A 23,622-nucleotide genomic window follows, 5' to 3' on the forward strand; every position below is an offset into this window, starting at 1 on the left:
GGGTCTGTCGCTACGCCTCGAAGGGGTGCGTGAACCCTCGGGCGGTCATCTGTGCCGAGGCGGAGATGAGCTCGTCGACGAAGACAGCCACACGTTCGTCGGTGAACCGCGCGGTCGGACCGCTGAGGGACAACGCCGCACCGACGCGGCCGGACGGCGCGATGACCGGTACGGCGACGGCCGACACCCCGATCTCACGCTCGCCGTGGCTCACGGCGAATCCGTCCTCGCGGGCTCGCCCCACTGCCTCGCGGAGGTCCGGAAGGCGCTCGGCCCCTTGGGGGGACATGGCGGCCACCCGCTCGAGGGTGGATGTTGGTGCGTCGGAGAGCAGCACCTTCGAGGAGGCGCCTGCCCAGAGCGGCAGCTGGTCGCCCACCTGGACGACGTGGCGAAGCGTCTGAGTGCCCTGCTGCTGCGCGATGCACACACGCTGCAGGTCCCGGGTGACATAGAGGTTGATGGTCTCGCGCGTCTTCTGGCCGGTCTCGCGCATCAGGTGACGGATCTCCGCGGGGAGCTCCCAGCTCCGACGGGCGAGGTAGGCCCAGCGCCACAGCCCGGGTCCGGCCGTGACGCCGGCGCTCGTGGTCCACACGAGTCCGTTCTTTCCCAGCGTGGCGAGCATGCGGACGACTGTGGTCTTGGCGAGACCGGTCTCCTTGACGATCTCCCCGACCGTGACCACGGGACGGTCCTCGCTGAGCAGTGCCAAGATCTCGACTGCACGCTGAACGCTTCGCACCCCTCCGTGGTCGCCAGAACTCTTACCGCTTGCCGCCTCAGGCATCGTCATTCGTCCTCTCGTGTCGGGAGACGTGGGCTTGTGCCGCTGATTTTTCGCTCACAGTCTCATCCGACGGGGTCGATCGAATCCAATTGTGGTCGATCGCTTGCCAGTGGCCTGCCTCACGGCTTACGTTACCCCAAGACCGCACAGCGGTCCAGAAGGTCCGACTAGTGGTCCATGAAGGGGATGGCGTGCTCGATCAGATTCTCAGCGCCGCGGCAGAGGGACGTGTCATGGATGCGCCGTCGTACGTGGGCGGAGCCTGGACGAAGGACGGGGAGGCATGTGAACGATCCGGGCCGTGGTTGCGGGAGACGGTGACGGTCGCGTGGAAGCCGACGCCGGAGATCGTCGAGCGGGCGCTGGCGAATGGCCCAGCCGGTGCGCGCGCGGCGGCTCGTTACTCACCGGCGCACCGGGCCCGTGTCTTGCACCGTGCGAGCGAGCTCGCACGAGTGCACCGCGACGCGATCGCCACGGTGATAGCCCGTGAGCTCGGCAAGCCTGTCTCCGACGGCGGACGCGAGCTGGACCGGGTCGCCGACACGCTAGCCGTGTGCGCGGACGAGACGCGACGCATAGGAGGAGAGGTCCTTCCTGTCGCTGGTTACGACAACGGAGTCGGCAATACGGCGATGACCTTCCGTGCGCCCCTGGGTGTCGCGCTGGCGATCACCCCGTTCAACGCGCCGGCCAACCTCCTCGCGCACAAGCTCGGTGCCTCGTACGCCGCGGGCAACACGACCATCGTGAAGTCCCCGCCGCAGGCGCCGGCGACCACGGCCTGCGTTGTCGCGCTGCTCCTCGAGGCAGGCATGCCGCCCGAGGCCGTGCAGCTCCTCCATGGCGACGGCATGCTCGGCGCGACCCTGTGCGCCGCGCCGGAGGTCGCCGTCATCAGCTTCACAGGCAGTGTCGCGACCGGCAACGCCGTCGCCCGCGCTGCCGGGGCGAAGCCGCTCGTCCTCGAGCTCGGCGGTAACGCGGCCACCATCGTCTGTGACGACGCGGACGTCGATCGGGCGGCACGGATCTGCGCCCGTACGGGATTCTCCAACTCCGGCCAGAGCTGCATCTCGGTCCAGCGGATCTACGTTCACTCGTCGGTCCTCGACGCGTTCCTCCACGGGCTGCGGAAAGAGGTCGCGCAGCTGGTCGTGGGCGATCCGGCCGATCCGCGCACCGACGTGGGCTCGATGGTCGACGACGCAGCCGCTGCGCGGGTTGAGCGCTGGGTCGCTGACGCAGTCGACGGGGGTGCCGAGCTGGTGTGCGGTGGCACTCGCGACGGTGCCACCCTCGCGCCGACCGTCGTCGCCAGGCCGGCCGCCGACGCGACTCTCGTCACCAGCGAGGCCTTCGGAGCGGTCATCGCCGTCATGGCGTTCGACGACCTCGAGGAGGTCATCGACCAGTGCAACGACAGCCGGTACGGCCTCCAGGCGGGGCTCTTCACCGAGCGGATGGACCGCATCCTCCTCACGTGGCGCGAGCTGCAGGTCGGTGGCCTGATCGTCAACGGTTCCTCGAACTTCCGCCTCGACCACATTCCCTTCGGCGGCGTCAAGGACTCCGGCTTCGGACGCGAGTCTCCCGCTCACATGATCGACGACTACACGTCGGTCAAGACCCTCATCATCCGCGACCACACGATCTGGGGAGAAGAGCGATGACCATCTCGATCCCCACACGCGACCCCTCCGAAAGGCATCGATGACCACCACGACGACATCAGCCGGCACCGCCCAGGACGACGCGGGTGGGCCGGTCGTGACAGCGTCGGACGTCCTTGTCCGACAGCTCGAGGGCTACGGCGTCGAGTACATCTTCGGCACGTGCGGTCACAGCAACATCGCCCTGCTCGACGCGATCGGCCGCAGCTCGATCACGTTCGTGATCGCCCGTCACGAGCAGGCCGCCGCCCACGCCGCCGACGGCTACGCCCGCATCAGTGGCAAGCCCGGCGTGGTGCTCATGCACGTGGGCCCGGGGATGATGAACGGCGTCACCGGCGTCGCCACGGCCGCGTTCGACTCCGTCCCGCTGATCGCGATCAGCGGCGACGTGCCGTCGTACTACCTCGGTCGTCACCCGCACCAGGAGGTCAACCTGCACCAGGACGGCGACCAGGGGGCGATCTACCGGCCGTTCACCAAGCGGGTCTGGAATGTCACGCGGGTCGAGGACCTCCCTAGGTTCACTGAGCGGGCGTTCTGGACTGCCACCTCAGGACGGCCCGGTGCCGTCCTCCTGAACGTGCCGATGGACATGTTCTCCCGGCCCCTCGCCCTCGAGACGGCCGACGCGTACCCGGTCGTGGCGGTGTCGACGACGCCCGGAGTCGGCGAGGCGGAGGCGAAGCGGGTCGCGGACCTTCTCGTCTCGGCGGAGCGGCCGCTCGTCTACGTCGGCGGAGGGCTACGGACCGAGCGTGGGCGAGAGGCACTGATCGCCCTTGCTGAACACCTCGACATCCCGATCGCACACTCGTTGATGGCCAAGGGGACGGTGCCGGACAGGCACCCGCTCCTTATGGGTATGACGGGCTTCTGGGGGTTGGAGCTCACCAACGACTACACCCGTGAGGCCGACGTGGTGCTGGCCTTCGGGACCCGGTTCGCCGAGACCGACTCGAGCTCGTGGGACGACCGCTACACGTGGGGGCTCCCGCCCGGAAAGCTCGTCCAGGTCGATCTCGATCCTGCCGAGATCGGGCGCAACTACCCGGTCGAGGTCGGTATCGTGGCCGACGCGTCCCAGACCGTCGAGGCCGTTCTGGCGCAGTTGAGGCAGTCCTGTCCCGAGCGGCGTCCCCGTGCAGGGCTGCGCGAGGCGATCGAGTCGACACGGACCCGGCTGTTCGAGGACAGCCGCGACCGTGGTGCCTCCGACGCGTTCCCGCTCCGCCCCGAGCGGATCCTTCGCGACCTGCGTGACGGTCTGCCGGACGACGCCATCCTCGTCACCGACGTGGGGTGGAACAAGAATGGTGTCGCCCAGTGCTACGACCTGCCGCCACGGGGCCGCTTCATCACCCCCGGAGGACTCTCGACGATGGGATTCGGTCCGGCGGCCGCCGTGGGCGTCCAGGTTGCCGCACCCGACAAGGTCGTCGTCGCCCTGATCGGCGACGGGGGGATGAGCGCGCAGCTCCCGGCACTCCCGATGGCAGTGGAGCAGGGGCTACCGGTGGTCTTCGTCGTGATGAACAACCGTGCGCACGGCACGATCGCCGACCTGCAGGCGTCGAACTTCGGCGCATCGTTCGGTTGTGAGTTTCAAGACCCGGACGGCAACCCCTACAGCCCAGACTTCTCGGTGATCGCGCAGGCGTGCGGCGCCGACGGCTACCGCCCGGAGTCGGCGGGTGCCTTCTCCGAGGCGCTTGCTCAGGCGGTCACGAACCGCAGGCCCGCCGTCATCGATATCGCGATGGTCAACGAGCCGGTGCCGACGCCGGGCCACTGGAACATCAAGGACATCTACCACGGCCGTTTCGCCTGATCCGGCTGCCTACACGAAGAAGTGAGGACACCCATGACCCCAACCCGAATGCTGATGGTGGCCGCCGCGGCCGGCATCCTGCTGACCACGACGGCTGCCTGCGGCACCCCAGGCGAGGACGACTCGAACGCCTCGACGACCGGCGACATCAAGATTGCCCTCGCCGATGCGCAGAGCGGCCAGCTCAGCGCGCTCGGCGCCTGGGAGCTGAAAGGGGTGGAGCTCGCCGTCGACGAGTGGAACAAGAACGGCGGAATCGACGGGCGCAAGCTCAAGCTGACCGTGTACGACTCCCAGGGCGACCCGACCACCGGTACGTCGATCGCGCGCAAGATCACGAGCGGTGACTACGTCGTCATGTTCGGCACGGCGGAGAGCGCCGTGACGCAGGCGATGAACCCGATCCTGCGCCAGGCGGAGATCCCGAGCATCACCTCGGGCCAGTCTCCGGCCATCTCGGAGCTGGGGAGCCCATTCCAGTTCCTCAACGGCCCGACCAGCGTGACGTACGACGAGACACTGGTTCGGTACCTCGTCGAGGACAAGGGATACAAATCCTTCGCCATGGTCACCAACAACGGCGGCTACGGCACCGGCGAGCACGACGCCTTCAAGGCTGCGCTCGCGTCGCGGGACATCGAGCCGACCCACGACAAGGTGGTCACCGCGGAGCAGAAGGACTTCAGCTCGATCCTCACCGACATCCGGTCGAAGAAGCCCGACGTCCTCTTCATCGGTGCCGAAGAGGTTCAGGCCGGCCTGGTCGCGAAGCAGGCCCGCGAGCTCGGTATCGAGGCGGTGTTCGCGGGCGCGGCGCCGCTCGCGACGAACGTGTACGTCGAGACGGCTGGCAAGGACAACGCCGAGGGCACGATCGTCAGCACCCCGTACCTGAGCAACGACGAGAACGACGCGTCGAAGACGTTTGCTGCGGCGTACGAGGAGGAGTACGGCGAGGCAGCCGAGATGCACGGAGCCAAGGCGTACGACGGTGCGAACATCTTCTTCACGGCGCTCGAGGCGACCGGGGGGAAGGGCGGCAAGGAGCTCGCTGACGAGATCCGCTCGATCTCGTACGACGGCCTGCTCGGCACCTTCGAGTTCGACGAGTCGGGCGTGGGGATCCACGAGACGAAGGTCGGCACCATCCACGGAGGAACGCTGACGGCAGTGCAGTGACAAGAGCCCGGCGCTGCGGGGCGGTCTCACGACCGACCCGCAGCACGGCACGTCACCGCCCAAGCCCGACGCCGAACGGCTGTACCCCGAAAGGATCGGCATGCAAGTCGCACTCCAGACCCTGATGGGTGGACTGACGCTGGGAGCGCTCTATGCGCTCGTGGCGCTCGGCTTCTCGCTGGTCTACCGCACGATGGGGCTCGTCAACTTCGCGCACGGGCAGGTGGTCATGGTGGGCGCCTTCACCGCGTCGACCTTCTACATGACCGCCAACCTCCCCTTCCCGCTCGCCGTTGCGATCGCCGTCGTCATCACGGCGTTGCTCGGTCTCGTGATCGAGAGGGTTCTGCGCCCCCTCGAGGGTAGGGACTTCGACCTGATGCTGATCGGGACGATCGGCTTCGGCATCGTGCTCGAGGCGCTCGCCGTCATCATCTGGGGTGCCACGGGGCGCGCTGTTCCGACTCCGATCGACGCGGCCCCGCTCGACGTCGCGGGGATCAAGATCCGTACCTACAGCATCGTCGTCCTGGTCGTGGCCGCGCTGGCGACGCTGGCGCTCGTCACATTCCTCCACCGCACGAAGATGGGCACCGCCATGCAGGCGGTGGCGATGGACCCTGACGCCGCGACGTCTGTCGGCATCCATGTCGGTCGCAGCAACGCGATCGCGTTCGCGATCGGCGCAGGTCTCGCCGCGATCGCGGGCAGCCTCGCGGGACCCCTCCTGTACGTGAACGCGTCGCTCGGCGGCACGCTCGGCATCAAGGGCTTCGCGGCCGCGATCCTCGGCGGGTTCGGCAACATCCAGGGCGCCATCGTCGGTGGCCTGCTGATCGGGATCCTCGACGCCTTCGCCGCCGGCGAGTTCGAGGGCTACTCCGAGCTCGTCGTGTTCGTCGTGTTCACGATGCTGATCATGATCCGGCCCACGGGCATCTTCGGAGAGCGGACGGTGAACCGAGCATGAGTATCAAGATCAAGATCCCGGCCCTGGCGGTCGTGGCCGTGCTGCTGTATCTGCTGCCCTACACCGTCGGGCCATACCAGATTCACGTCGTCGACGTCACGATCATCTTCGCTCTCCTCGCGATCGGGCTCGGCGTTGCCCTCGGGCTCGGTGGCCAGATCAACCTGGCGCAGGTGGCCTTCTTCGGCGTGGGTGCCTATACGGTCGCCATCCTCACGACGGTTCAGGGCTGGGGGTTCTGGACGGCCGCGGTCCTCGGCGTGCTGGCGAGCCTGCTCGCCGGACTCGTCGTCGGCATCCCCGCGCTCCGCGTCCAGTCCCACTACCTCGGCATCGTCACCCTCGGCCTGGCCCTCGCCTTCACCAGCTGGGTGACGAACGCGTCGGTCACACAGGGCGCGAACGGGATCTCAGGGATCCCGGTGCCGCCGATGCTCGGGATCGACCTCAGCAGCGAGTACCTGTACTACTACCTCGAGGTCGTCGTCTTCGTCCTCGCGCTGGCGTTCGCCCTCTTCGTCTCGCACACCCGCCTCGGCCGCCGCATGAAGGCGATGAGGGACGACTCCATCGCCGCGAGTGCGCTCGGTGCGAACGTGCCGCTGCTACGGATCGTCGCGTTCGGCATCGCCAGCGTGTACGGCGGCGTCGCCGGGGTGCTGTATGCCGGGCTCATCCGCTACGTGGCCCCCGAGTCGTTCAACCTCGCGACGATGTTCCTCCTCCTCGCCATGGTCATCATCGGTGGCCGTCAGAGCATCATCGGCTGTGTTATCGGTGCGGTCGTCCTCTCGTTCGCCCGTGAGTGGCTCATCGACTTCTCCACCTACGCCCAGCTCGGGTACGGGACCGTGGTCGTCCTGGCGGTTGTCTTCGCTCCCACCGGGCTTGCCGGCATCCCCGACCGAGTGAGGGCGCTGCGGCGAGGCAAGCCTGCCGACCGCGCGACGATCAAGCCGTTCCGGGTCGACCCCGAGGCGCAGGCTGCGGCGCGGGAGCGCCCGCCTGCCGTCGTGCGGATCGATGGAGTCAGCAAGCACTTCAAGGGCGTGAAGGCGCTGCAGGATGTGTCCCTGACCGCCGACGCGGGTCAGATCCGGGGCATCGTCGGCCCCAACGGCTCGGGCAAGACCACGCTCCTCAACGTCATCAGCGGGCTCTACACGCCTACCGCGGGGCAGTTCTTCGTCGACAGTGACGACGTCACGTCATTGGGGGCCGCAACCCTGTCCCGTCGGGGGATCGCACGGACGTTCCAGAACCTTCGCCTGTTCAGCGCGCTGACCGTGCGGGAGAACGTCATGGTCGCGGCAGACCGCAGCACGCTGGCCTCGATGGTGGGCTACGTCTTCTGGCCGTTGGGCGTCGCACGCACCGACAAGCGGCTGCGACAGAGGGCCGATCAGCTCCTCGAGGAGTTCGGCATCTCCGAGTATGCGGACGAGACGCCGACGTCGTTGCCGTACGGGATCCAGCGGCGCGTGGAGCTGGCACGGGCGATGGCGACCGATCCGCGGGTCGTCCTCCTCGACGAGCCGGCGGCCGGTCTCAACGGGCAGGAGGTCGGGCAACTGCGTGAGATCGTCCACGCCATCCGTGACGGCGGCGTGACCGTGATCCTGGTCGAGCACAACATGGGCCTGGTGATGTCGCTCTGCGACGAGGTGACGGTCCTGGCGAGCGGCAAGGTGATCGCGGACGGCCCTCCCTCCGAGGTCGTCACCAACCCCGAAGTGATCGAGGCGTACCTGGGCGATGTCTCGCAGCTCGCCGATCTGGTGCCCGACAAAGCCGACATTGAGAGCGCAGAGCACGCGCCCGAGGAGCACGAGGAGCTGTCACGATGACGGACTTGGATTTCCGCTCGCGTGCCGACGCGCTGAGTCCCGCCGAGCTGGTCGTCGACGGCCTCACCGTCAGGTACGGCGGGGTCGTCGCGGTCGACGACCTGTCGTTCGCCGTCGCTCCCGGCGAGTGCGTCGGCATCATCGGCGCGAACGGTGCCGGCAAGACCTCGACGCTGCGTGCGCTCATGGGGCTCGCGCCACGCTCGGCACGCAGTCTGCGTCTCGGGGACGTCGACCTCGCCAAGGTCAAGGCGCGCAACGTCGTACGGCACGGTGTCGGCTACGTCCCCGAAGGCAGGCACGTCTTCGGTGGGCTCAGCGTGGAGGCGAACCTCGAGCTCGGCGCGTTCTCGCGTAAGCGGGGCGACAGCGGGACCGCGGACGTGCTGCGGCAGGTCTACGACCTCTTCCCCGTCCTCGCGGACATGAGGACGCGGCTTGCAGGCTCGCTCTCCGGTGGCCAGCAGCAGATGCTGGCGATCGGGCGCGCGATGATGTCGTCGCCGAGCATCCTGCTGCTCGACGAGCCGTCGATGGGGTTGTCGCCGAAGCTGGTGGGCGAAGTGCTCGCGGTGCTGCAACGTCTGCGCGAGAGCGGCATCAGTCTCCTTCTGATCGAGCAGAACGCCTGGCTCACCTTCGAGGCGACCTCGCGCTGCCTCGTCATGGAGAACGGTGCCGTGCAGATGGAAGGGCGCGCGGACGAGCTGAGGCACGACCCGTCCGTGCGTCGGATCTACCTCGGCCTCTGACGGTCTCGGCGTACGGGCTCGAGTGTGGTCGGTGGGACGTTCGCGCTCGCGCCCCTCGTCGGGGCGGCTGTGGTGGCGGGATCGACCGGCGTCTTCATGCTGTCGGAGTCAACAGACGCTCGTCGCCAACCGGTGCGTCGGCGCTGGACTCCCGTTTGGGGTGGTACACGTTCAGGGCCTCGCTCGGGCGGGCCCTCGGCCCGGGTTGCTCATCGTGGCCTGGCGGCTCTTCGGTGCGGCACGACACCGACCTCATGTTCCGTTCCGCGTTCAGACTCGGCTTCGGCCTGGGAGTCGTGCAGCCGCGGTCGTTGCCCCTGCGCGGGGCTCACCCTCGACGAACGTCGGTAGAGCGGGTCGGCTCGTGATGTCGACACGTCGAAGGCCGGGCGCCTGGACAAGGCGCCCGGCCTTCACCGGATGACCGACCGCCCTTACTTGCAGAAGGGCTCCACCCCCATCGCGCTCAGCAGACCGTGGACGACGTGGTCCTTGAAGTACGCGTCGCCCTCCAGCGGCGCGTCGGTCCAGGCGGCGACGTCGTGACCGAGCGTGGTGAGCCAGGATTTTCCGCCGTCGTAGTACTGGCACCAGCTCACGAGGTGCTTGTCGCCGTGGCCGGGGTGGCCGGACGCGCGCTCGGGTGTCGAGCTCGTCTTGGCGTCGACCTTGGCGAGCTCGCGTACGAAGCTGGGGACCGGCTCGAGGTTGTACCACTCGTCGGTGAACGCCCACGTGCGTGGGAGGTTCTTGGTGGAGACGTCCTTCCTGTCCAGGGTCTGTACCGTGCCCGGCCGGTTCGGTCTGTGATCGTAGAAGTTCGTCCCGCCGAGGAGGCCCTCGTACCAGGGCCAGTTGTACTCGGCGCCGAACGCGTTGTGGATGCCGACGAACCCGCCGCCGCCGCGGACGTACTGACGCAGGTTCGTCTGGGCAGTGTCGTCGAGCGTGTCACGGTTGGAGCTCAAGAACACGACGGCCTGGTACTTGCTGAGGCCCGAGAAGCGGCTGACGTCCTCGGTCCAGTCGACCGTGATGCCCTGCTCCTCGGCCCACGCCTTGAGGCCGCGCTGCGCAACGTTGTCTTCGCCCAGGGGCGGATTGAGTCCGGGGGCGAGAGGTGTCCCGAGGTGGGCGTGGCGGGGGCCTGCGGTCCGACTGTAGATGAGGATCCGCTTCGTCTCCCCCTCGGTGTAGCCGTTGCCCCAGTCGTTGTAGCACTCCGGGTCGACCCCGCGGCAGACGCCGTAGTCGGTGATCGCGTCGGTGTATATCGCCTCGGCGTTTGTCGAGCCGCCTCCGTGACCGTGACCGGCCGGGCTGAAGGCCGCGACGGCTGCGACGGTGGCCGCCGCGCTCGTGACGGCCGACAGGGCGGCGGTGAGTTTGCCTCTCATGATGAGGGACTCCGTTCCATTAGATGGTTTAAAAGGTCCACTGCATGGACCTGAGGTTAGCGGCGAGCTTTGACTCCCCGCAAGGGTTTGCCGTGACCTAATTCACGAAGTGGATCGGTAGATCCACTAGACGGCAATGGGTTGCCGGACATGCGCTAGGCATGACCGGCAACCCATTGCGGTTCGCTACTTGACGACCAGTGCGGCCGTCGTGGAGGCCAGCTGCTTCTGTACCCCCTTACTGAGGAAGTTCGCCACCAGCGTCAGCGGCACGTCGCGACCTTCCGGCACGTTGTTGTCGAGATCGGCCTTGTCGAACTGGACGACCAGCCTCGTCCCTCCTGACGTGCCCTTCCACGGCCAGGCGCTCGCGACCGTGCGCACCTTCGTCGCCTTGACCGGGGTCTTCGAGAGAGGCGTCAGCAGAACGGCGTCACCGTCGTAGACGTAGCCGCGCGGCACGTCGAGCACGGCGGTGACCGTGCCGCGCACGCCGGTGAAGACCCCCGTCGCCGACCCGAGGCGCAGCGAGCTCGGCACGAACGTCAGTGCACCCGGTCGGTCCTGGGGCTCGAGGTAGACCTCGATCTTGCCCGCTGGGCGCGGATCGGTGCAGTCGTTGAAGAAGTACTCGCCCGCCCGGTCGAAGGTGTGCTTGTACGTCTCGCCCGGCTTGAGCCGCGGGTTGAACTCTCCCTCGAAGTACTGCGTTGCGCAGTGCTCCAGCTTGTTCGGGAAGTTCGGGAAGGTCTCCGCGCCCGGGTTGCGGAACGTGACGGTCGTCCCGACAGGGACGCGCAGGTGCGTCGGCGCCATCCCGCGCTGAGAGGTGCTGTCCTGCGCAGCGGCGGTGTCCGTGGTGCGGTCCACACGACCGAGCAGCACGGTGTTGTCCACCGTGTCGCCCTCGACCGGGTTGCCCTGCACGGGCCGGCGGATCGTCAGCGGAGCGGTGTCGGGGCCCTCCTGGCTGCCGGACTCGGTCGTGTACTTGCCGCCGAGCTTGAACGCCCAGAGGGAGTCGCCCTGGGTGACCGAGCCTCCGTACGGGTTGGTCGAGCCTGCGGCGAGCACGGCGACATACTGCTCACCGTCGATCTCGTAGGTGATCGGGGCGGCTGCGATGCCCGAGCCGGTCTGGAAGTCCCAGAGCGCCTTCCCGTTGGTGGCGTCCATCGCAAGGAGGTTGCCGCTGGCCTGTCCGACGAACAGGAGGTTGCTCGCCGTGGTCAGCGGACCCTGGCCGTGGGCCATGTCCGTGCCGAGGTGGTTCTTCCACCTCACCTTGCCGCTCGACGCGTCGTACGCCAGTATGCCGCCGGTCTGGTACTGGCCGATCGCCCTCTGGCCGTTAGAGCTGGCCCCGTTCCAGTGCGCGACCGGGTTGGTCCCGTACGGGAAGTACACGAGGTTCGTCCGGTGGCTGTACGAGTGGTTCGACCAGTCGCCGCCGCCGTTCGGGCTGGTGGTCGACAGGATCGGCAGGTCCCACTGGGGGTCATACATGCAGCCTTCGCGGTGATCCTGCCCCTTCGGGTACGTCAGGAACGGCTCGTCTGCCTTGACGTAGCTGTCCGGGTTGAAGACGAGGCGACCATCCTCGTTGGGCTGGTAGCCGTTGTAGTTCGGCACGCCTCGCCACGGGTCGCCGGGGATGTTCTTCGGTTCGAGCTTCTGCCATACGACGCACTCGGGCAGCAGGTTCTCCTTGGGGAAGGGTTGCGTCGCCGCGTGGTTCTGGCGGGAGTCGGTGATCATCGGCTTCTCGACGACGGGGAGCACCGGCTTGCCGTTGGTGCGGTCCAGGACGAACTGGTGTCCGGACTTGCTGCCGTAGAAGACGACCTTCCGCTTCTTCCCGGCGACCTTGATGTCGGCGAGCGTCGGCGGATGGACGTTGTCCATGTCCCAGACGTCGTGACGGATCGACTGGTAGTGCCACTTGTACGCCCCGGTCGTCATGTCGACGGCCACCATCGTGCTGGAGAACAGGTTGTCGCCCGGCCGGTTCGAACCGTCCTGTGAGCTGTTGCAGCTCCGCGCGTTGCCGAAGGTCATGTAGTACATGCCGAGCTCGGGGTCGACGGCTCCATGCATCCAGGGCGTCGAACCGCCCTCGAGTGAACAGTCGGTGCCGTCGGGCAGCCCCGGACCCCATGTGTCTCCAGCGACGACGGAGTTCCCGTTGACGTCGGTGAAGACGGCGCCGCGGTCCGGACCGCCGAAGAAGTGCCACAGGTAGGTGCCGTCGCTGGCGTCGAGCGCGACAACGGCGGCGCGATCGCCGTTGGCTGCGTGCGCATAGACGATGCCGTCGTGGTAGACGGTCGCGACGCGGTCGATGTTGCCGAGATCCTCGCCGTTCGGCCCCTTGGGCTCGACGACCCAGGCCTGCTCGCCGGTCTTCTGGTCGAGGGCGACGACCCGCTCGCTGCCGAGCGTGAAGATCTTGCCGTCGCCGGCCGAGACGCCACGGCGTGTGCCGGCTGCCGGGAAGCCGGTCGGCTCCCACTTCCACCGAGAGTCACCCGACTTGCCGTCGATCGCGATCACACCGCCGCTGGGAGTGTCGGTGTAGATCACGCCATCGACCACGATGGGCGTCGTCTGCTGCCCGACGTCGTCGGAGGCCGGCGCGACCGCGGAGACGTTCGTACGCCATGCGGGGCCGAGCGTGTCGAGATTGTGCTTGTTGATCTGCGTCAAGCTCGAGTAGTGCTGGTTGCCCAGGTTCCCGCCGACGGTGGGCATGTCCGCCCCGGCTGGTTCGACGCCGGTCAGGCCGGGTGGTGAGCTGCGTTCGGAAGCGATCACGAGGCCGGCGGCCGGGGAGGCAGCCAGCGTCACCGTGAGCACCGTCCCGAGCACCGCCGCAGTCCGCCTCTTCATCAGAGGTTTGCGCATCCTAGTTTCTCCTTGTCGGTCCGACGGGTCCCTCCCCGTCCGCCCGCGAGCTGCGAGCGCCCGGCCGGTACGACGATCCATCTAGCGGTTTGGTCAGACCGACTGGTGACTCGCACCGTAGTAGTCTCGACCGGTGGCTGGCAAGCACACCGGCCTCGCGAGCCCGGCGGTGACGAGTGCGGACGTCAGCACGACCGCCTGGAGCCTGAGCCGCACCGACGGTCGATCTACATCCCGGGGACGGTGACCGGCAGCCCGGCGTCGAGTGCGACCAAACGCCCGAGCCCGGTGGTCTCGAGCAGCGATTGGACGACCGTCGCGCCGAGGGTCTGGACGGGCACGTCGAGGAGCGCGCCCCCGTACCGGCCGACGGTCTACGCAGCGGGCGCAGACCACGATGTCGTTTATGCGTGACGGTGCGGGGTGGCGGGCGGCAGGAGCACGACCTTGGCCGCCACCCCGTCCCGCTGCGCCTTGACCGCCGCGTCGAACTCTTCGAGCCCGAAGGTGGTGACGAGCCGCTCCAGGGGGAGCAGCCCGTCCCGGTAGAGCGCGAGCAGCCTCGGGATGAGCTCGCCGGGCACCGCGTCTCCCTCGACGCAGCCTCGTATCTGAAGGCCGCGCAGCATCACGTCGCGCAGGTCGATCTCGCCGAGCGCCTTGCCCAGACCGACCAGGGCCGCGATGCCGCGCGGCGACAACGTCGTGAGCATCTGGGCGATCACGTCGGCCCGGCCCGTCGTGTCGAGGGCGTGGGTGACGGGCGGGAGATCGTCGAGGCTCGCGTACGCCGTGGCGCCCAGGGACCGCGCGAGGGCACGCCGGGGCTCCAGCGGGTCCACGACGACGGTCTCTACGCCGACGGCGGTCGCGGTCGCCGCCGCCGCAGCGCCCACGCCGCCCGCGCCGACGACCAGGAGGCGGTCGCCGGTCTGCGGGGCCAGGGTGTTGAGGACCGCGCCGGCGCCGGTGAGGAAGCCGCACCCCAAGGGCGCAGCGAGGTGCGCGGGCACGTCGGGGTCGATCCGGACGCACGACTGCGCCGGGGCGATCGCGTGGGACGCGAAGGACGACTGTCCGAAGAACGAGGCGAAGACCGGTCGGCCGCCGACAGTGAGGGTCGCCGAGCCATCCGGACGGCGGCCAGAGCTGTTGAGGTGAGGCGCCTGCAGGCAGTACGCGGGGTGGCCGGCGACGCACTGCGGGCACTGGCCGCAGAACCGGAAGGAGATCACGACGCGGTCGCCGGGCGCGAGGGTGGTCACGCTGTCGCCGACGCGTTCGACGGTCCCGCACCCCTCGTGGCCGAGCACGGCGGGGGCACCCCGGAGCCCGGCCAGCGTCACGAGGTCGGTGTGGCACAGCCCGGTCGCCTCGATCCGTACGAGCACCTCGTCGGCGCCCGGGTCGTCGAGCTCGGCGGCGACGAGCGAGGCCGCGTCGTCGCCTCGGTGCAGCAGGACGCTCGTCCTCACTCCCGCTCCAGGCCGAAGTAGAAGTGTGCGCCGTCGGCTAGCACGAGCGCCGGCTTGCCGTTCATGATGCCCATCAGCGTGCTGTCGTCGACACGCTTGAAGTGGTCGAAGACCGGCATCCCGTCGTACACCATGGTCGCGGTGACCTCGCCGCGGAACTCGACGTTCCACAGACTCGCCTCGCCGTTGCCGGACGTGACGTCGGAGAACAGGTTGCCGTCGTCGTCGGCGCAGATCAGCGGTTGGGCCTCGTGCACCGAGGCGAAGCGCTTGCCGTGCCAACGGGTCTTGGTGAGCCTGCGCTCGATCGGGTGGCCGGTGGAGAAGGCGAAGCCCGTCCAGCTCCCCAGGATCTCGCCGGCGTCGACGGTCGCGAGGGCGGCCCAGAGTGCGTCGAGCGCCTCGGTGTCGACCGGGCCGTCGTGGGCGCGCAGTGCGTCCCACCGGTCTCGAACAGCGTGCGGTGTCACGGTCATGATGTGAACCCCCATTAACAAATCCTCGGCTGACGCCTGACATTAGTGGGCATGCAGCCGTGGCGGAAGTGCTGAGCGGGGACTCGGCGTCACTCACGTCCTGGGGACGAGGGCCTCTGTCAGGACGGCGGTGAGCTCGCCGGCGGGGTGGACAGGCCAGGCCGTGGTGTGACGCGTCGGGGATGACCTCGAGGTGTCGCCTCGCCCGGGCGGTGTGCCGGATTTCTGTAGACGGTCCGGCATTCCGTACTTCGGAACGGACTTGGGGTTACTCGCAGGTATTCCGTACGGTCGAGGGTGGGGCGCGCGAGGTGCGTGTCCTTCGTCATGAGGGAGTGCCATGGACAAGATCGGTGTGGTCGGCTGCGGCCTGATGGGTGCGGGCATCGTGGAGGTGTGTGCGAGGTCGGGCGCCCATGTGATCGCGGTGGAGTCGTCTCCTGAGCGCGTGGAGGCGGGGCTGGCCCGGATCACGAAGTCGCTCGAGCGTGCTGAGTCGCGCGGCCGGATCGAGAGCGCGGCCGCCGTCCTCGAGCGCATCAGCATCGTCGAGGACATCAACGCGCTGCGCGACCGCGAGCTGGTCATCGAGGCGATCGTCGAGGACGAGGCTACGAAGGTCGCGCTCTTCAAGCAGCTCGATGCGCTCGTCGAGTCGCCGGACGCCATCCTCGCGTCCAACACGTCGTCGATCCCGATCATGAAGCTCGCGGTCGTGACCAGCCGGCCCGACAAGGTGCTCGGCATCCACTTCTTCAACCCGGTCCCGGTGCTCTCGCTCGTCGAGCTGGTGCCGAGCCTGCTGACCAGCGAGAAGACCTCCCTGCAGGCGCGGGCGTTCGTCGAGTCCCAGCTCGGCAAGCACGCGATCGTCAGTCAGGACCGCGCCGGGTTCGTCGTCAACGCGCTGCTCATCCCGTTCGTCCTGTCGGCGATCCGGATGCTCGAGTCCGGCTTCGCGACGGCCGAGGACATCGACGAGGGCCTCGTCCGCGGTGCCGCGCACCCGCAGGGCCCGCTCGCCCTCGCCGACCTCATCGGTCTCGACACGACCAAGGCGGTCGCCGAGTCGCTGTACGAGGAGTTCAAGGAGCCCCTCTATGCGTCGCCGCCGCTGCTCAACCGCATGGTCGACGCGGGTCTGCTCGGCCGCAAGACGGGGCGCGGCTTCCACACGTACGAGTGAGCCGTCCGGCCGGGCGCTGGCGGTGAGTACGGTCCTACGCGACGGGGTTGCGTAGGACTAGGGTCACCGCCGGTCCCGCCCGGTGGGCGTCATCCCCGGCGCGAGGCGAACCACGGCTCGTGGAGGTCGAGGTAGGACGCGTCGGCCATCGCGGACTCCATGTCGGCACGGATCTCGGCCGGCATGTCCTGCTGCTCCCCACGCCGCGCCGACTCCTCGTCGGTGAACGCGACGGTCTCGGTGAACGTGCCGTCGTCGGAGATCGCGAGCGAGGCGCCGATGATGTCCGGGCGGGCCTCGTGGAGCTGGTCGGTGTCGGTCATCATCGCCTTGAGCCGGTCGGCGTCGGAGACGCGACCCTGGATGACCTGCACGAACCCGGCCTCGTCCGACCCGCCATCGAGCGCGACCGTCACATCGGTGCAGTCGTGGAACATCGGCTCGCCGTCGAACAGCATCCGCGTCCGCTCCCACCACGCGCTCTGCTCGCGGCTGCCGGAGTTGGATCGCGCGGACTCCTCGGAGTCGAACCGAACGACCGCCACGAACGTGCCGTCGTCGGTGAACCCGTATGTGCCGCCGAGCCAGCCGACGACCTCGTCGGCACGCTCCGTACGCCACTGCTCCATGGCCGCGCGCATCTCGTCCTGGCGGCTGCACGGACCCTGGATGACCTGGATGAACATACGTGTCTCCCTCGCTGATCCGAGACCGTCGGGGGACACTCCGACCGTAACCCCGGAGGGGTCGTCCTTACTCGGGGATGCGAGGTTCGGTCTCCGGCGGCTCGTCGTGCGGGGGGACGTCGCCGGGTTCGGGATCGAGGCTCGGGACGACGTCCGGCTCGATCGTGTCAGGGTCCTCGGGGTCTGTGGTGGGAATCGACATGGGCGAGCGGTACCCGGTCCGTCGAGCGGCAAACCGCGGCTGTGGCCCGCCGACCGTAGCTGCGGTCGCGAGGTGGACCCGCCTTCCGCGAGGACATCGAACCCGTCTCCGTCGCCCCTCAGTCTTCGCTGACGGGCCGCCCCAGGCGCGCGGCGATCTCGGCGGCGGCGGCAGCGACGCGCGGGGCAGCGCGATCGGCGACGTCCTCGCGGCTCGTGATCACGGCGACCGCCGCACGGGTGCCCCGCAGTCCGTGGACCGGCGCGGCGATGCCGTACGCGCCGGGGTTGAGCTCGGCGAACGTCGTGATGACGCCGTCCGTGCGTACGGAGGCGACGCGTGCGGGCTCGTCCGGTGTCGCCGGGCCGGAGGCGAGCACCGCCAGCCCTCCGGCGCCGCGGTCGAGGGGGTCGCGGTTGCCCAGCCGGTACGAGAAGCGCGGCCCGTCCGTCGGCGGCTCCGCGACCACGGTCGTCACCGCAGCGTCGCCGATCGCCTCGATCAGGCTCGCGGTGGCGTCAAGCTCGGTCGCGAGCGCGTCGAGGACCGGGGCGGCGACGTCGTGGATGTTCGGGCGTGAGCGCGCCGCGAGGGTGGAGAGCGCGGGGCCGAGATCGTACCGGCCACTGCTGTCACGTGTCGCATAGCCGGTGCGCTGCAGGCTCACCAGCAGCCGGTGGGCGATCGAGCGGTGCAGCCCCGTACGCGTGGCGATCTCGCTCGCGGTCACGCCGCGCGGAGCGGCCGCGCCGATCGCCTCGAGCACCACGAGCCCGCGCTCGAGGGTCTGCGAGCCACCGCCGCCGTCCCCGACTTGTGCAGCGTGTCGAGGTCTCCCCGTCACGATTCCCCGGCTTTCTGCACAGATCGCGGACGAGGCGGAGGAGAGACACGCCCGCGGACCTCGCCGAGGGTGAGGGTGCCGGCCGTGGCGCGCAGGACCACCTCGTCGCCGTCCTCGAGGAACGTCCGCTGCTCGCCGCCGGCGGTCCACGGCTCACGCCCGCCCCACGACAGCTCGAGGAAGGACCCGCGTTCCTCGCGTGCGGGGCCCGACACCGTCCCCGACGCGTACAGGTCGCCGGTCCGCAGCGACGCGCCGTTGACGGTCAGGTGCGCGAGCATCTGGGCGGGTCCCCAGTAGTGCGTCCGGTATGGAGGGTGCGTCACCGTCTCTCCGTTCACCACGACCTCCAGCGCGAGGTCGTACCCGGCGGGCTCGTCGACCCGCAGGTACGGCAGCGGCTCGGGCTCCTGCGTCGGCAGCGGCACCCGTACGGGCTCGAGCGCGGCCAGTGGCGTCACCCACGCCGAGACCGAGGTCGCGAAGGACTTGCCGAGGAACGGGCCCAGCGGCACGTACTCCCAGGCCTGCACGTCGCGCGCCGACCAGTCGTTGAGGAGCACCACCCCGAACACGTGGTCAGCGAACGCGCTCGTCGGCACCGGGTCGCCCAGGCGGGTCGGCACGCCGACGACGAAGCCGACTTCGGCCTCGATGTCGAGCCGGGCGGTCGGCCCGTACGACGGTGCCTCGTCGGCCGGTCCCTTCAGCTGGCCGCATGGCCGTACGACGTCGGTGCCCGAGACGACGACGGTCCCGGCGCGCCCGTGGTAGGCCACCGGGAGGTGGCGCCAGTTCGGGAGGAGCGGCTCGGCCTCCGGGCGGAAGATCCGGCCGACGTTGCTGGCGTGATCGAGCGACGCATAGAAGTCGACATAGTCGGCGACCGTGAACGGCAGGCGGAGCGACACCTCGTCGACGGGGTGGAGGTGCGGGCTGACGCGCTCTGCAGCGGATGCGTCGGTGAGCACCTCGGTCAGCCACGCGCGCGCTGCGTCCCACGTCGCGCGCCCTGCGGCCATCAGCGGGTCGAGCGTGGGTGCGTCGAGGTAGGGCGCGAGGGCGGCGGGCGGCTCGGCGGCCCCTGCGTCGAGCACGAGGTCGCCGATCCGCACCCCGACCCGGGGGTGGTCGTCGTCGCGGGTGAAGACCCCGTACGGCAGGTGGTCGACGTCGAACCCAGAGCCTGCGGCTCCCTCGACCCACGTCGGTTGGACGGTTGACATACCGGCACCTTAGTCGAACGATGTTCTTTAAAGGAACAAGCAGTGACCGATTATCGGGAGGGAGCGTCATGGCGTACTACCGCAAGGTCGGCGAGGTCCCGCGCCAGCGCCACACGCAGCTGAGCGGCGAGGACGGACGGCTGCGCTACGAGGAGCTGATGGGCGAGGAGGGCTTCTCGTCCGACTCGTCGCTGCTCTACCACCGGGGTGTGCCGACGGCGATCGCCGCGAGCGAGCCGTGGGAGCTCCCGGACCTCGCGACCACGCCCAACTACCCGCTGCGTCCCCTCCACCTGCGCCTCCACACGCTGTTCGACGACGCCGAGGCCAAGGCGCTCGACCCGGTGACAGCGCGCCGTCTCGTGCTCGGCAACGGCGACGTGCGGATCTCGTACGTCGTGGCCGGCGAGACCTCGCCCTACTACCGCAACGCGATCGGTGACGAGTGCGTGTTCGTCGAGGCGGGCACGGGCGTCGTCGAGACGGTGTTCGGGGTGGTGCCCTATCGCGGGGGCGACTACGTCCTGATCCCGCGTGCGACCACCCATCGCTGGGTCCCTGCCGAGCTCAGCCGCCTGTACGCGATCGAGGCCAACAGCCACATCTCCCCGCCAAAGCGCTATCTCTCGCGGTTCGGTCAGCTTCTCGAGCACGCCCCGTACTGCGAGCGCGACCTGCACGGCCCGGACGAGCCCCTGCTGGTCGACGGCAGCGACGTCGAGGTGCTGGTCAAGCACCGCGTGAGGGGAGACGTCGTCGGTACGCGGATGACGTACGCGACGCACCCGTTCGACGTCGTCGGGTGGGACGGCTGCCTCTACCCGTACACCTTCAACATCGAGGACTACATGCCGATCACCGGCAAGGTGCACCAGCCGCCGCCGGTGCACCAGGTGTTCGAGGGCTACAACTTCGTCGTCTGCAACTTCCTGCCCCGCAAAGTCGACTACCACCCCCTGTCGATCCCCGTGCCGTACTACCACTCCAACGTCGACTCCGACGAGGTCATGTTCTACGTCGCCGGCGACTACGAGTCCCGCAAGGGATCGGCCGTCGCGCTGGGGTCGATCACCCTGCACCCGGGCGGGATGGCGCATGGGCCGCAGCCCGGTGCGGTCGAGGCGTCGATCGGAGTGCACGAGTTCGACGAGACCGCGGTCATGGTCGACACGTTCCGGCCGCTCGAGGTCGGCGAGGCCGGCACGCAGAGCGACGACGGCGTGTACGCCTTCAGCGCCGCACGAGGTCTGCGGGATCGGCGCGACTGACCGGTTCGACGAGCCTGGCTACCAGTGTCGCGCTGCCCAGGGCGAGGGTGGCCGGCACGGCGAGGATCGCCGCGAGCGTCGTCGACGACGCGGCACCTGAGGCCAGGGCGGCGCCCGCGAGCGAGACGTAGACCGACTGGGCGACGGTCGAGGAGAGCATGGCTGCCCCCGACATCTGACCCTGCGCGTCGGGCGGCGCGAGCGTGAGCACGTGGTTCGCGAGCGTCGGCGAGCCGATCCCCATGCCCGTCCCGGCGAGCGCCCACAGGGTGAGGCCGAGCCACACCGGGACGACGTCGAGCGCGACGAGGACCGGACCGACGACTCCGGCCGCGATCAGGCAGAACGACACTCGCATCCGCCCCACGGTCGTCGTCCGTCGCTGGACGGTCGCCGTCCCGTTGAGCTGGGAGCCGGCCGCCCAGAACACGCCGGTGATCGTGAGACTGGCGCCGGCGACGGTCGGCCCGAGACCGTGGACCTGCGTCAGCATGAGGGGGATGAAGGCGCCCGCTCCGGCGAACGCGGCAGCCTGAGCTCCGCGGAGTGCGACGGTCGCCGGGATCCCGGGCAGAAGCCGGAGCGTGCCGGGCGGGAGCACGTGGCGAGCGCCGACGGCGATCAGTGCCGTGCCTGTCAGGAGCGCCAGCACCCCGGCGCCGCGGCTGGAGGCGCTGGTTGCCGCAGGTCCACCCAGCGCCAACGCCGCGAGTCCGACGCTGACGAGGACCGCCGAGCCGATCGCCACGCGGTTGGCTGCGGTGGACGGTGCGGACGGTGCGGACGGCGCGGACGGCGCGGGCGGCGCGGCGTCGCGCAGGCGTCGCAGCGACGGCACCAGGCACGCCGTGGCCGGGACCATCAGCACGGGCGCCGCGGCGAAGACCACGCGCCAGCCGGCATGCTCGGCGAGCAGCCCGGCGACCGGTGGCCCGAGGAGCGACGGCAGCACCCACGCCGTCGCGAGCGCGCCGAACATCGCGGGCCGCAGGCCTGCGGGCAGCAGCCGCGCGACCATCACCGTGAGCGCGATGTCGAGGAACGCCTCGGCGACGCCGGCGACGACGCGCCCGGCGACGAACACGCCGATCGTTGGTGCGGTCGCCATCGCGAGCTGCGCGACGACGAAGCAGCCCATCCCCGTCAGCAGCGCCGGCGCCGGTCCGCGACGATCGCACCACTGTCCGGCGACGACCATCGCGATGACCGACGACACGAGCGGGGCCGCTGCTGCCGCGCCGAACAGGTCGAGCCCGTGAAGACTGTCCGCCACCGTCGGCAGCACCGCCATCGTCGCGCGGTTCTCGAACGCGCCGAGCGTGACGAGCGCGAGCGCGCCGACCACGAAAGGGAGATAGCGGGGATCACGAAGACGTAGTGGCGCACTCGGACGCGGCGGGGAAAGGGGCACCCGACGATGCTCGATGCTCAAGCGGACTTGAGGTCAAGCGGTGCCCCGTGCGACGTGGCGTCAGCGCATGATCGAGAGCGGGAGGTAGGCGCTGACAACCCAGTTCGGGGCGTCCACGACCTCGGAGATCTTGAGGTCCACTGCGACGCTGCACAGCACGTACGCGTCGCGCGGGTCCAGCCCGTACGTGTGGTTGAGGTGGTCGATCATCGCCCGGACGGCGTCCTTGGCCGCGTCCATCAACGACGGCGCGATCCCCGTCGTCGCGTAGTAGCCGGCGTCGTCGATGCCCGCGCGCAACGGCCCCGGCGTACGGAACTGGGGCCCCGGGATGCGGCGCCCCTGATGCAGACGGACGCGCACGGCCCCCTGCGCTGCCCACTCGATCGCGCTCACGCACACCTCGCCGTCGCCCTGCGCGGCGTGCGGGTCGCCGAGCGCGAGCCGGGCGCCGGGGACCTGGACCGGGAGGAACACCGACGAGCCGACCACGAGGTCACGGCAGTCGAGATTGCCTCCGAAGTGGCCCGGCGGCATCACGGGCAGCGGGTCGACCGTGTCCGGGCAGACGCCGACCACGCCGAAGAACGGTCGTACGGGCACCCGCGCGACGTCGCCCATGTCGGTGTGGTCGCCGTCGATCTCCCAGCGGTAGAGGTACGACTCGTCGAAGTCGCCGGCAAGGAGCCCTTCGTCGGGGACCATCGAGGTCCAGCCGAACCCCTTGGTCCCGGCCGCCTCGAGGATCTCGACCTCGAGCACGTCGCCCGGCTGCGCGCCCGCGACCAGGATCGGGCCGGCCAGCGGGTACGACGGACGGGTCGGGTCGGATGCCGGCATCGCGCCGCCGGTGGCGACCTCGTCGTACCGACCGTTCACCGCGTCCTCGGTCGCGAACGCGATCGTGTCGCCGGAGACGACCTCGAGACGGGGCTCGTGGGTGGTGGTCCAGAGGTGGTGGGGCGCGCCGTCGAGGTCGTGGTGGGTCACGGCGTCATTGTGCCGGAGAACGGTGCCGCGCTGCGCCTCCCCGGAACCGTCGCACTCCCGTGGTCTCATGGCCGTATGCGCCGCCTGCCGCTCCCCGCGATCGCCGCCACTGCCGCCCTCGTCTGCGGCCTCGCGGGATGCGCAGGGGGTGACCAGAAGCCGTCGACTGCAGCCGATCCGACGCCGTCGGCGACCACCACCGCCACCGCCTCGGCGGCACCGCCCGCGGCAGCCGCCGCACCCCAGGACCTCCTGTCGTTCTCGTGCCCTCGCGGTGCCGACGGAAAGACGTGGTCGGCACGCGGCGTGATCGTCAACAGCGGACGCAAGGCCGACTACCGGGTCACGGTGCTGGTGGCGTCTCCGGGGTCGACGCAGGGCAAGGCGCGTCGTCTGGTCATCCCGAAGGTCCCGACGGGGGTGGACACGCCGTTCACGGTCGAACGCCTCCCGGTCAACGCCGGCGCCGCTCCTGCCTGTCGCGTGCAGCTGGTGCGGCTGAGCTGAGCCACTGT

Annotated in this window: 20 protein-coding genes; 9 read left to right on the plus strand and 11 right to left on the minus strand. The window is 69.4% G+C overall.

Annotated elements, in window-relative coordinates:
- Positions 1 to 10: 10 nt before the first annotated feature.
- A complete protein-coding gene (locus H4N58_RS01945; RefSeq protein WP_167001300.1) occupies positions 11 to 796 on the minus strand; it encodes an IclR family transcriptional regulator in 786 nt (261 codons plus the stop codon).
- A gap of 185 nt (positions 797 to 981) precedes the next feature.
- Here H4N58_RS01945 and H4N58_RS01950 point away from each other — a divergent pair, with 185 nt between their 5' ends.
- The 6 genes from H4N58_RS01950 to H4N58_RS01975 all read left to right on the plus strand — a co-directional run bounded on the left by H4N58_RS01950 (position 982) and on the right by H4N58_RS01975 (position 9,042).
- Positions 982 to 2,463: an aldehyde dehydrogenase family protein gene (locus H4N58_RS01950; RefSeq protein WP_167001301.1), complete on the plus strand. Its 1,482-nt coding sequence runs from the start codon at positions 982 to 984 to the stop codon at positions 2,461 to 2,463.
- A gap of 40 nt (positions 2,464 to 2,503) precedes the next feature.
- Positions 2,504 to 4,294, plus strand: coding sequence for a thiamine pyrophosphate-binding protein (locus H4N58_RS01955; protein ID WP_167001302.1), 1,791 nt, complete (start codon positions 2,504 to 2,506; stop codon positions 4,292 to 4,294).
- A gap of 33 nt (positions 4,295 to 4,327) precedes the next feature.
- Positions 4,328 to 5,473 carry an ABC transporter substrate-binding protein gene (locus tag H4N58_RS01960; RefSeq protein WP_167249255.1) on the plus strand — a complete coding sequence of 382 codons (1,146 nt, stop codon included), beginning with the start codon at positions 4,328 to 4,330 and terminating at the stop codon, positions 5,471 to 5,473.
- A gap of 100 nt (positions 5,474 to 5,573) precedes the next feature.
- Positions 5,574 to 6,443, plus strand: a complete 870-nt coding sequence (locus H4N58_RS01965) for a branched-chain amino acid ABC transporter permease (protein ID WP_167001304.1) — start codon at positions 5,574 to 5,576, stop codon at positions 6,441 to 6,443.
- Entirely contained in the window at positions 6,440 to 8,290 is a 1,851-nt protein-coding gene (locus tag H4N58_RS01970; protein ID WP_167249253.1) for an ATP-binding cassette domain-containing protein, read from the plus strand. Before H4N58_RS01965 ends, H4N58_RS01970 begins: the two co-directional genes overlap by 4 nt.
- Positions 8,287 to 9,042, plus strand: a complete 756-nt coding sequence (locus H4N58_RS01975; protein ID WP_167001306.1) for an ABC transporter ATP-binding protein — start codon at positions 8,287 to 8,289, stop codon at positions 9,040 to 9,042. The genes H4N58_RS01970 and H4N58_RS01975 overlap by 4 nt, the downstream gene beginning before the upstream one ends.
- A gap of 434 nt (positions 9,043 to 9,476) precedes the next feature.
- Here H4N58_RS01975 and H4N58_RS01980 read toward each other — a convergent pair whose 3' ends face one another.
- From H4N58_RS01980 to H4N58_RS01995, 4 genes are all read right to left on the minus strand, one after another.
- Positions 9,477 to 10,439, minus strand: coding sequence for a ThuA domain-containing protein (locus H4N58_RS01980; protein ID WP_167001307.1), 963 nt, complete (start codon positions 10,437 to 10,439; stop codon positions 9,477 to 9,479).
- 186 nt (positions 10,440 to 10,625) lie between these two features.
- Positions 10,626 to 13,343, minus strand: coding sequence for a PQQ-binding-like beta-propeller repeat protein (locus H4N58_RS01985; protein WP_167001308.1), 2,718 nt, complete (start codon positions 13,341 to 13,343; stop codon positions 10,626 to 10,628).
- A gap of 404 nt (positions 13,344 to 13,747) precedes the next feature.
- Positions 13,748 to 14,818: an alcohol dehydrogenase catalytic domain-containing protein gene (locus tag H4N58_RS01990; protein ID WP_167249251.1), complete on the minus strand. Its 1,071-nt coding sequence runs from the start codon at positions 14,816 to 14,818 to the stop codon at positions 13,748 to 13,750.
- A complete protein-coding gene (locus H4N58_RS01995) occupies positions 14,815 to 15,294 on the minus strand; it encodes a DUF4334 domain-containing protein (protein ID WP_167002273.1) in 480 nt (159 codons plus the stop codon). The genes H4N58_RS01990 and H4N58_RS01995 overlap by 4 nt, the downstream gene beginning before the upstream one ends.
- Before the next feature lie 340 nt (positions 15,295 to 15,634).
- On the opposite strand from H4N58_RS01995, the gene H4N58_RS02000 reads away from it, so the two are divergent.
- Complete coding sequence (locus H4N58_RS02000; RefSeq protein ID WP_167001311.1) at positions 15,635 to 16,480, plus strand: 3-hydroxybutyryl-CoA dehydrogenase; 846 nt, start codon at positions 15,635 to 15,637, stop codon at positions 16,478 to 16,480.
- Between the two features lie 89 nt (positions 16,481 to 16,569).
- Here H4N58_RS02000 and H4N58_RS02005 read toward each other — a convergent pair whose 3' ends face one another.
- The 4 genes from H4N58_RS02005 to fahA all read right to left on the minus strand — a co-directional run bounded on the left by H4N58_RS02005 (position 16,570) and on the right by fahA (position 19,438).
- On the minus strand, positions 16,570 to 17,166 hold the full coding sequence (locus H4N58_RS02005; protein WP_167001312.1) for a hypothetical protein: 597 nt from the start codon (positions 17,164 to 17,166) through the stop codon (positions 16,570 to 16,572).
- 67 nt (positions 17,167 to 17,233) lie between these two features.
- Positions 17,234 to 17,368, minus strand: coding sequence for a hypothetical protein (locus H4N58_RS20485; RefSeq protein WP_255490688.1), 135 nt, complete (start codon positions 17,366 to 17,368; stop codon positions 17,234 to 17,236).
- A 118-nt stretch (positions 17,369 to 17,486) separates the two neighbouring features.
- Positions 17,487 to 18,212, minus strand: coding sequence for an IclR family transcriptional regulator (locus H4N58_RS02010; protein WP_167249249.1), 726 nt, complete (start codon positions 18,210 to 18,212; stop codon positions 17,487 to 17,489).
- Complete coding sequence (gene fahA, locus H4N58_RS02015) at positions 18,209 to 19,438, minus strand: fumarylacetoacetase (protein WP_167249247.1); 1,230 nt, start codon at positions 19,436 to 19,438, stop codon at positions 18,209 to 18,211. Before fahA ends, H4N58_RS02010 begins: the two co-directional genes overlap by 4 nt.
- A 68-nt stretch (positions 19,439 to 19,506) precedes the next feature.
- On the opposite strand from fahA, the gene H4N58_RS02020 reads away from it, so the two are divergent.
- Positions 19,507 to 20,706 (plus strand): homogentisate 1,2-dioxygenase, encoded by a 1,200-nt coding sequence (locus tag H4N58_RS02020; protein ID WP_167249245.1) that lies wholly within the window; start codon positions 19,507 to 19,509, stop codon positions 20,704 to 20,706.
- On the opposite strand, the gene H4N58_RS02025 is transcribed toward H4N58_RS02020, so the two are convergent.
- Together H4N58_RS02025 and H4N58_RS02030 are read right to left on the minus strand one after the other, a co-directional pair.
- Entirely contained in the window at positions 20,669 to 22,051 is a 1,383-nt protein-coding gene (locus H4N58_RS02025; RefSeq protein ID WP_167249243.1) for an MFS transporter, read from the minus strand. The two genes, H4N58_RS02020 and H4N58_RS02025, sit on opposite strands and share 38 nt — an antisense overlap.
- 126 nt (positions 22,052 to 22,177) lie before the next feature.
- Positions 22,178 to 23,107 carry an acetamidase/formamidase family protein gene (locus tag H4N58_RS02030; protein ID WP_167001317.1) on the minus strand — a complete coding sequence of 310 codons (930 nt, stop codon included), beginning with the start codon at positions 23,105 to 23,107 and terminating at the stop codon, positions 22,178 to 22,180.
- Between the two features lie 75 nt (positions 23,108 to 23,182).
- On the opposite strand from H4N58_RS02030, the gene H4N58_RS20490 reads away from it, so the two are divergent.
- Entirely contained in the window at positions 23,183 to 23,614 is a 432-nt protein-coding gene (locus tag H4N58_RS20490) for a hypothetical protein (protein WP_243842859.1), read from the plus strand.
- The last annotated feature ends 8 nt before the right edge of the window (positions 23,615 to 23,622 follow it).

Origin of the sequence: Mumia sp. ZJ1417, from assembly GCF_014127285.1 — a bacterium.
GTDB lineage: Bacteria > Actinomycetota > Actinomycetes > Propionibacteriales > Nocardioidaceae > Mumia.

Bases quoted from the DNA above. Each gene is read 5' to 3' on its own strand.
- H4N58_RS01945 (WP_167001300.1), bottom strand. From the start codon at position 796: ATGACGATGCCTGAGGCGGCAAGCGGTAAGAGTTCTGGCGACCACGGA.
- H4N58_RS01955 (WP_167001302.1), top strand. From the start codon at position 2,504: ATGACCACCACGACGACATCAGCCGGCACCGCCCAGGACGACGCGGGT.
- H4N58_RS01960 (WP_167249255.1), top strand. From the start codon at position 4,328: ATGACCCCAACCCGAATGCTGATGGTGGCCGCCGCGGCCGGCATCCTG.
- H4N58_RS01965 (WP_167001304.1), top strand. From the start codon at position 5,574: ATGCAAGTCGCACTCCAGACCCTGATGGGTGGACTGACGCTGGGAGCG.
- H4N58_RS01970 (WP_167249253.1), top strand. From the start codon at position 6,440: ATGAGTATCAAGATCAAGATCCCGGCCCTGGCGGTCGTGGCCGTGCTG.
- H4N58_RS01975 (WP_167001306.1), top strand. From the start codon at position 8,287: ATGACGGACTTGGATTTCCGCTCGCGTGCCGACGCGCTGAGTCCCGCC.
- H4N58_RS01980 (WP_167001307.1), bottom strand. From the start codon at position 10,439: ATGAGAGGCAAACTCACCGCCGCCCTGTCGGCCGTCACGAGCGCGGCG.
- H4N58_RS01985 (WP_167001308.1), bottom strand. From the start codon at position 13,343: ATGCGCAAACCTCTGATGAAGAGGCGGACTGCGGCGGTGCTCGGGACG.
- H4N58_RS01995 (WP_167002273.1), bottom strand. From the start codon at position 15,294: ATGACCGTGACACCGCACGCTGTTCGAGACCGGTGGGACGCACTGCGC.
- H4N58_RS02000 (WP_167001311.1), top strand. From the start codon at position 15,635: ATGGACAAGATCGGTGTGGTCGGCTGCGGCCTGATGGGTGCGGGCATC.
- H4N58_RS02005 (WP_167001312.1), bottom strand. From the start codon at position 17,166: ATGTTCATCCAGGTCATCCAGGGTCCGTGCAGCCGCCAGGACGAGATG.
- H4N58_RS20485 (WP_255490688.1), bottom strand. From the start codon at position 17,368: ATGTCGATTCCCACCACAGACCCCGAGGACCCTGACACGATCGAGCCG.
- fahA (WP_167249247.1), bottom strand. From the start codon at position 19,438: ATGTCAACCGTCCAACCGACGTGGGTCGAGGGAGCCGCAGGCTCTGGG.
- H4N58_RS02020 (WP_167249245.1), top strand. From the start codon at position 19,507: ATGGCGTACTACCGCAAGGTCGGCGAGGTCCCGCGCCAGCGCCACACG.
- H4N58_RS20490 (WP_243842859.1), top strand. From the start codon at position 23,183: ATGCGCCGCCTGCCGCTCCCCGCGATCGCCGCCACTGCCGCCCTCGTC.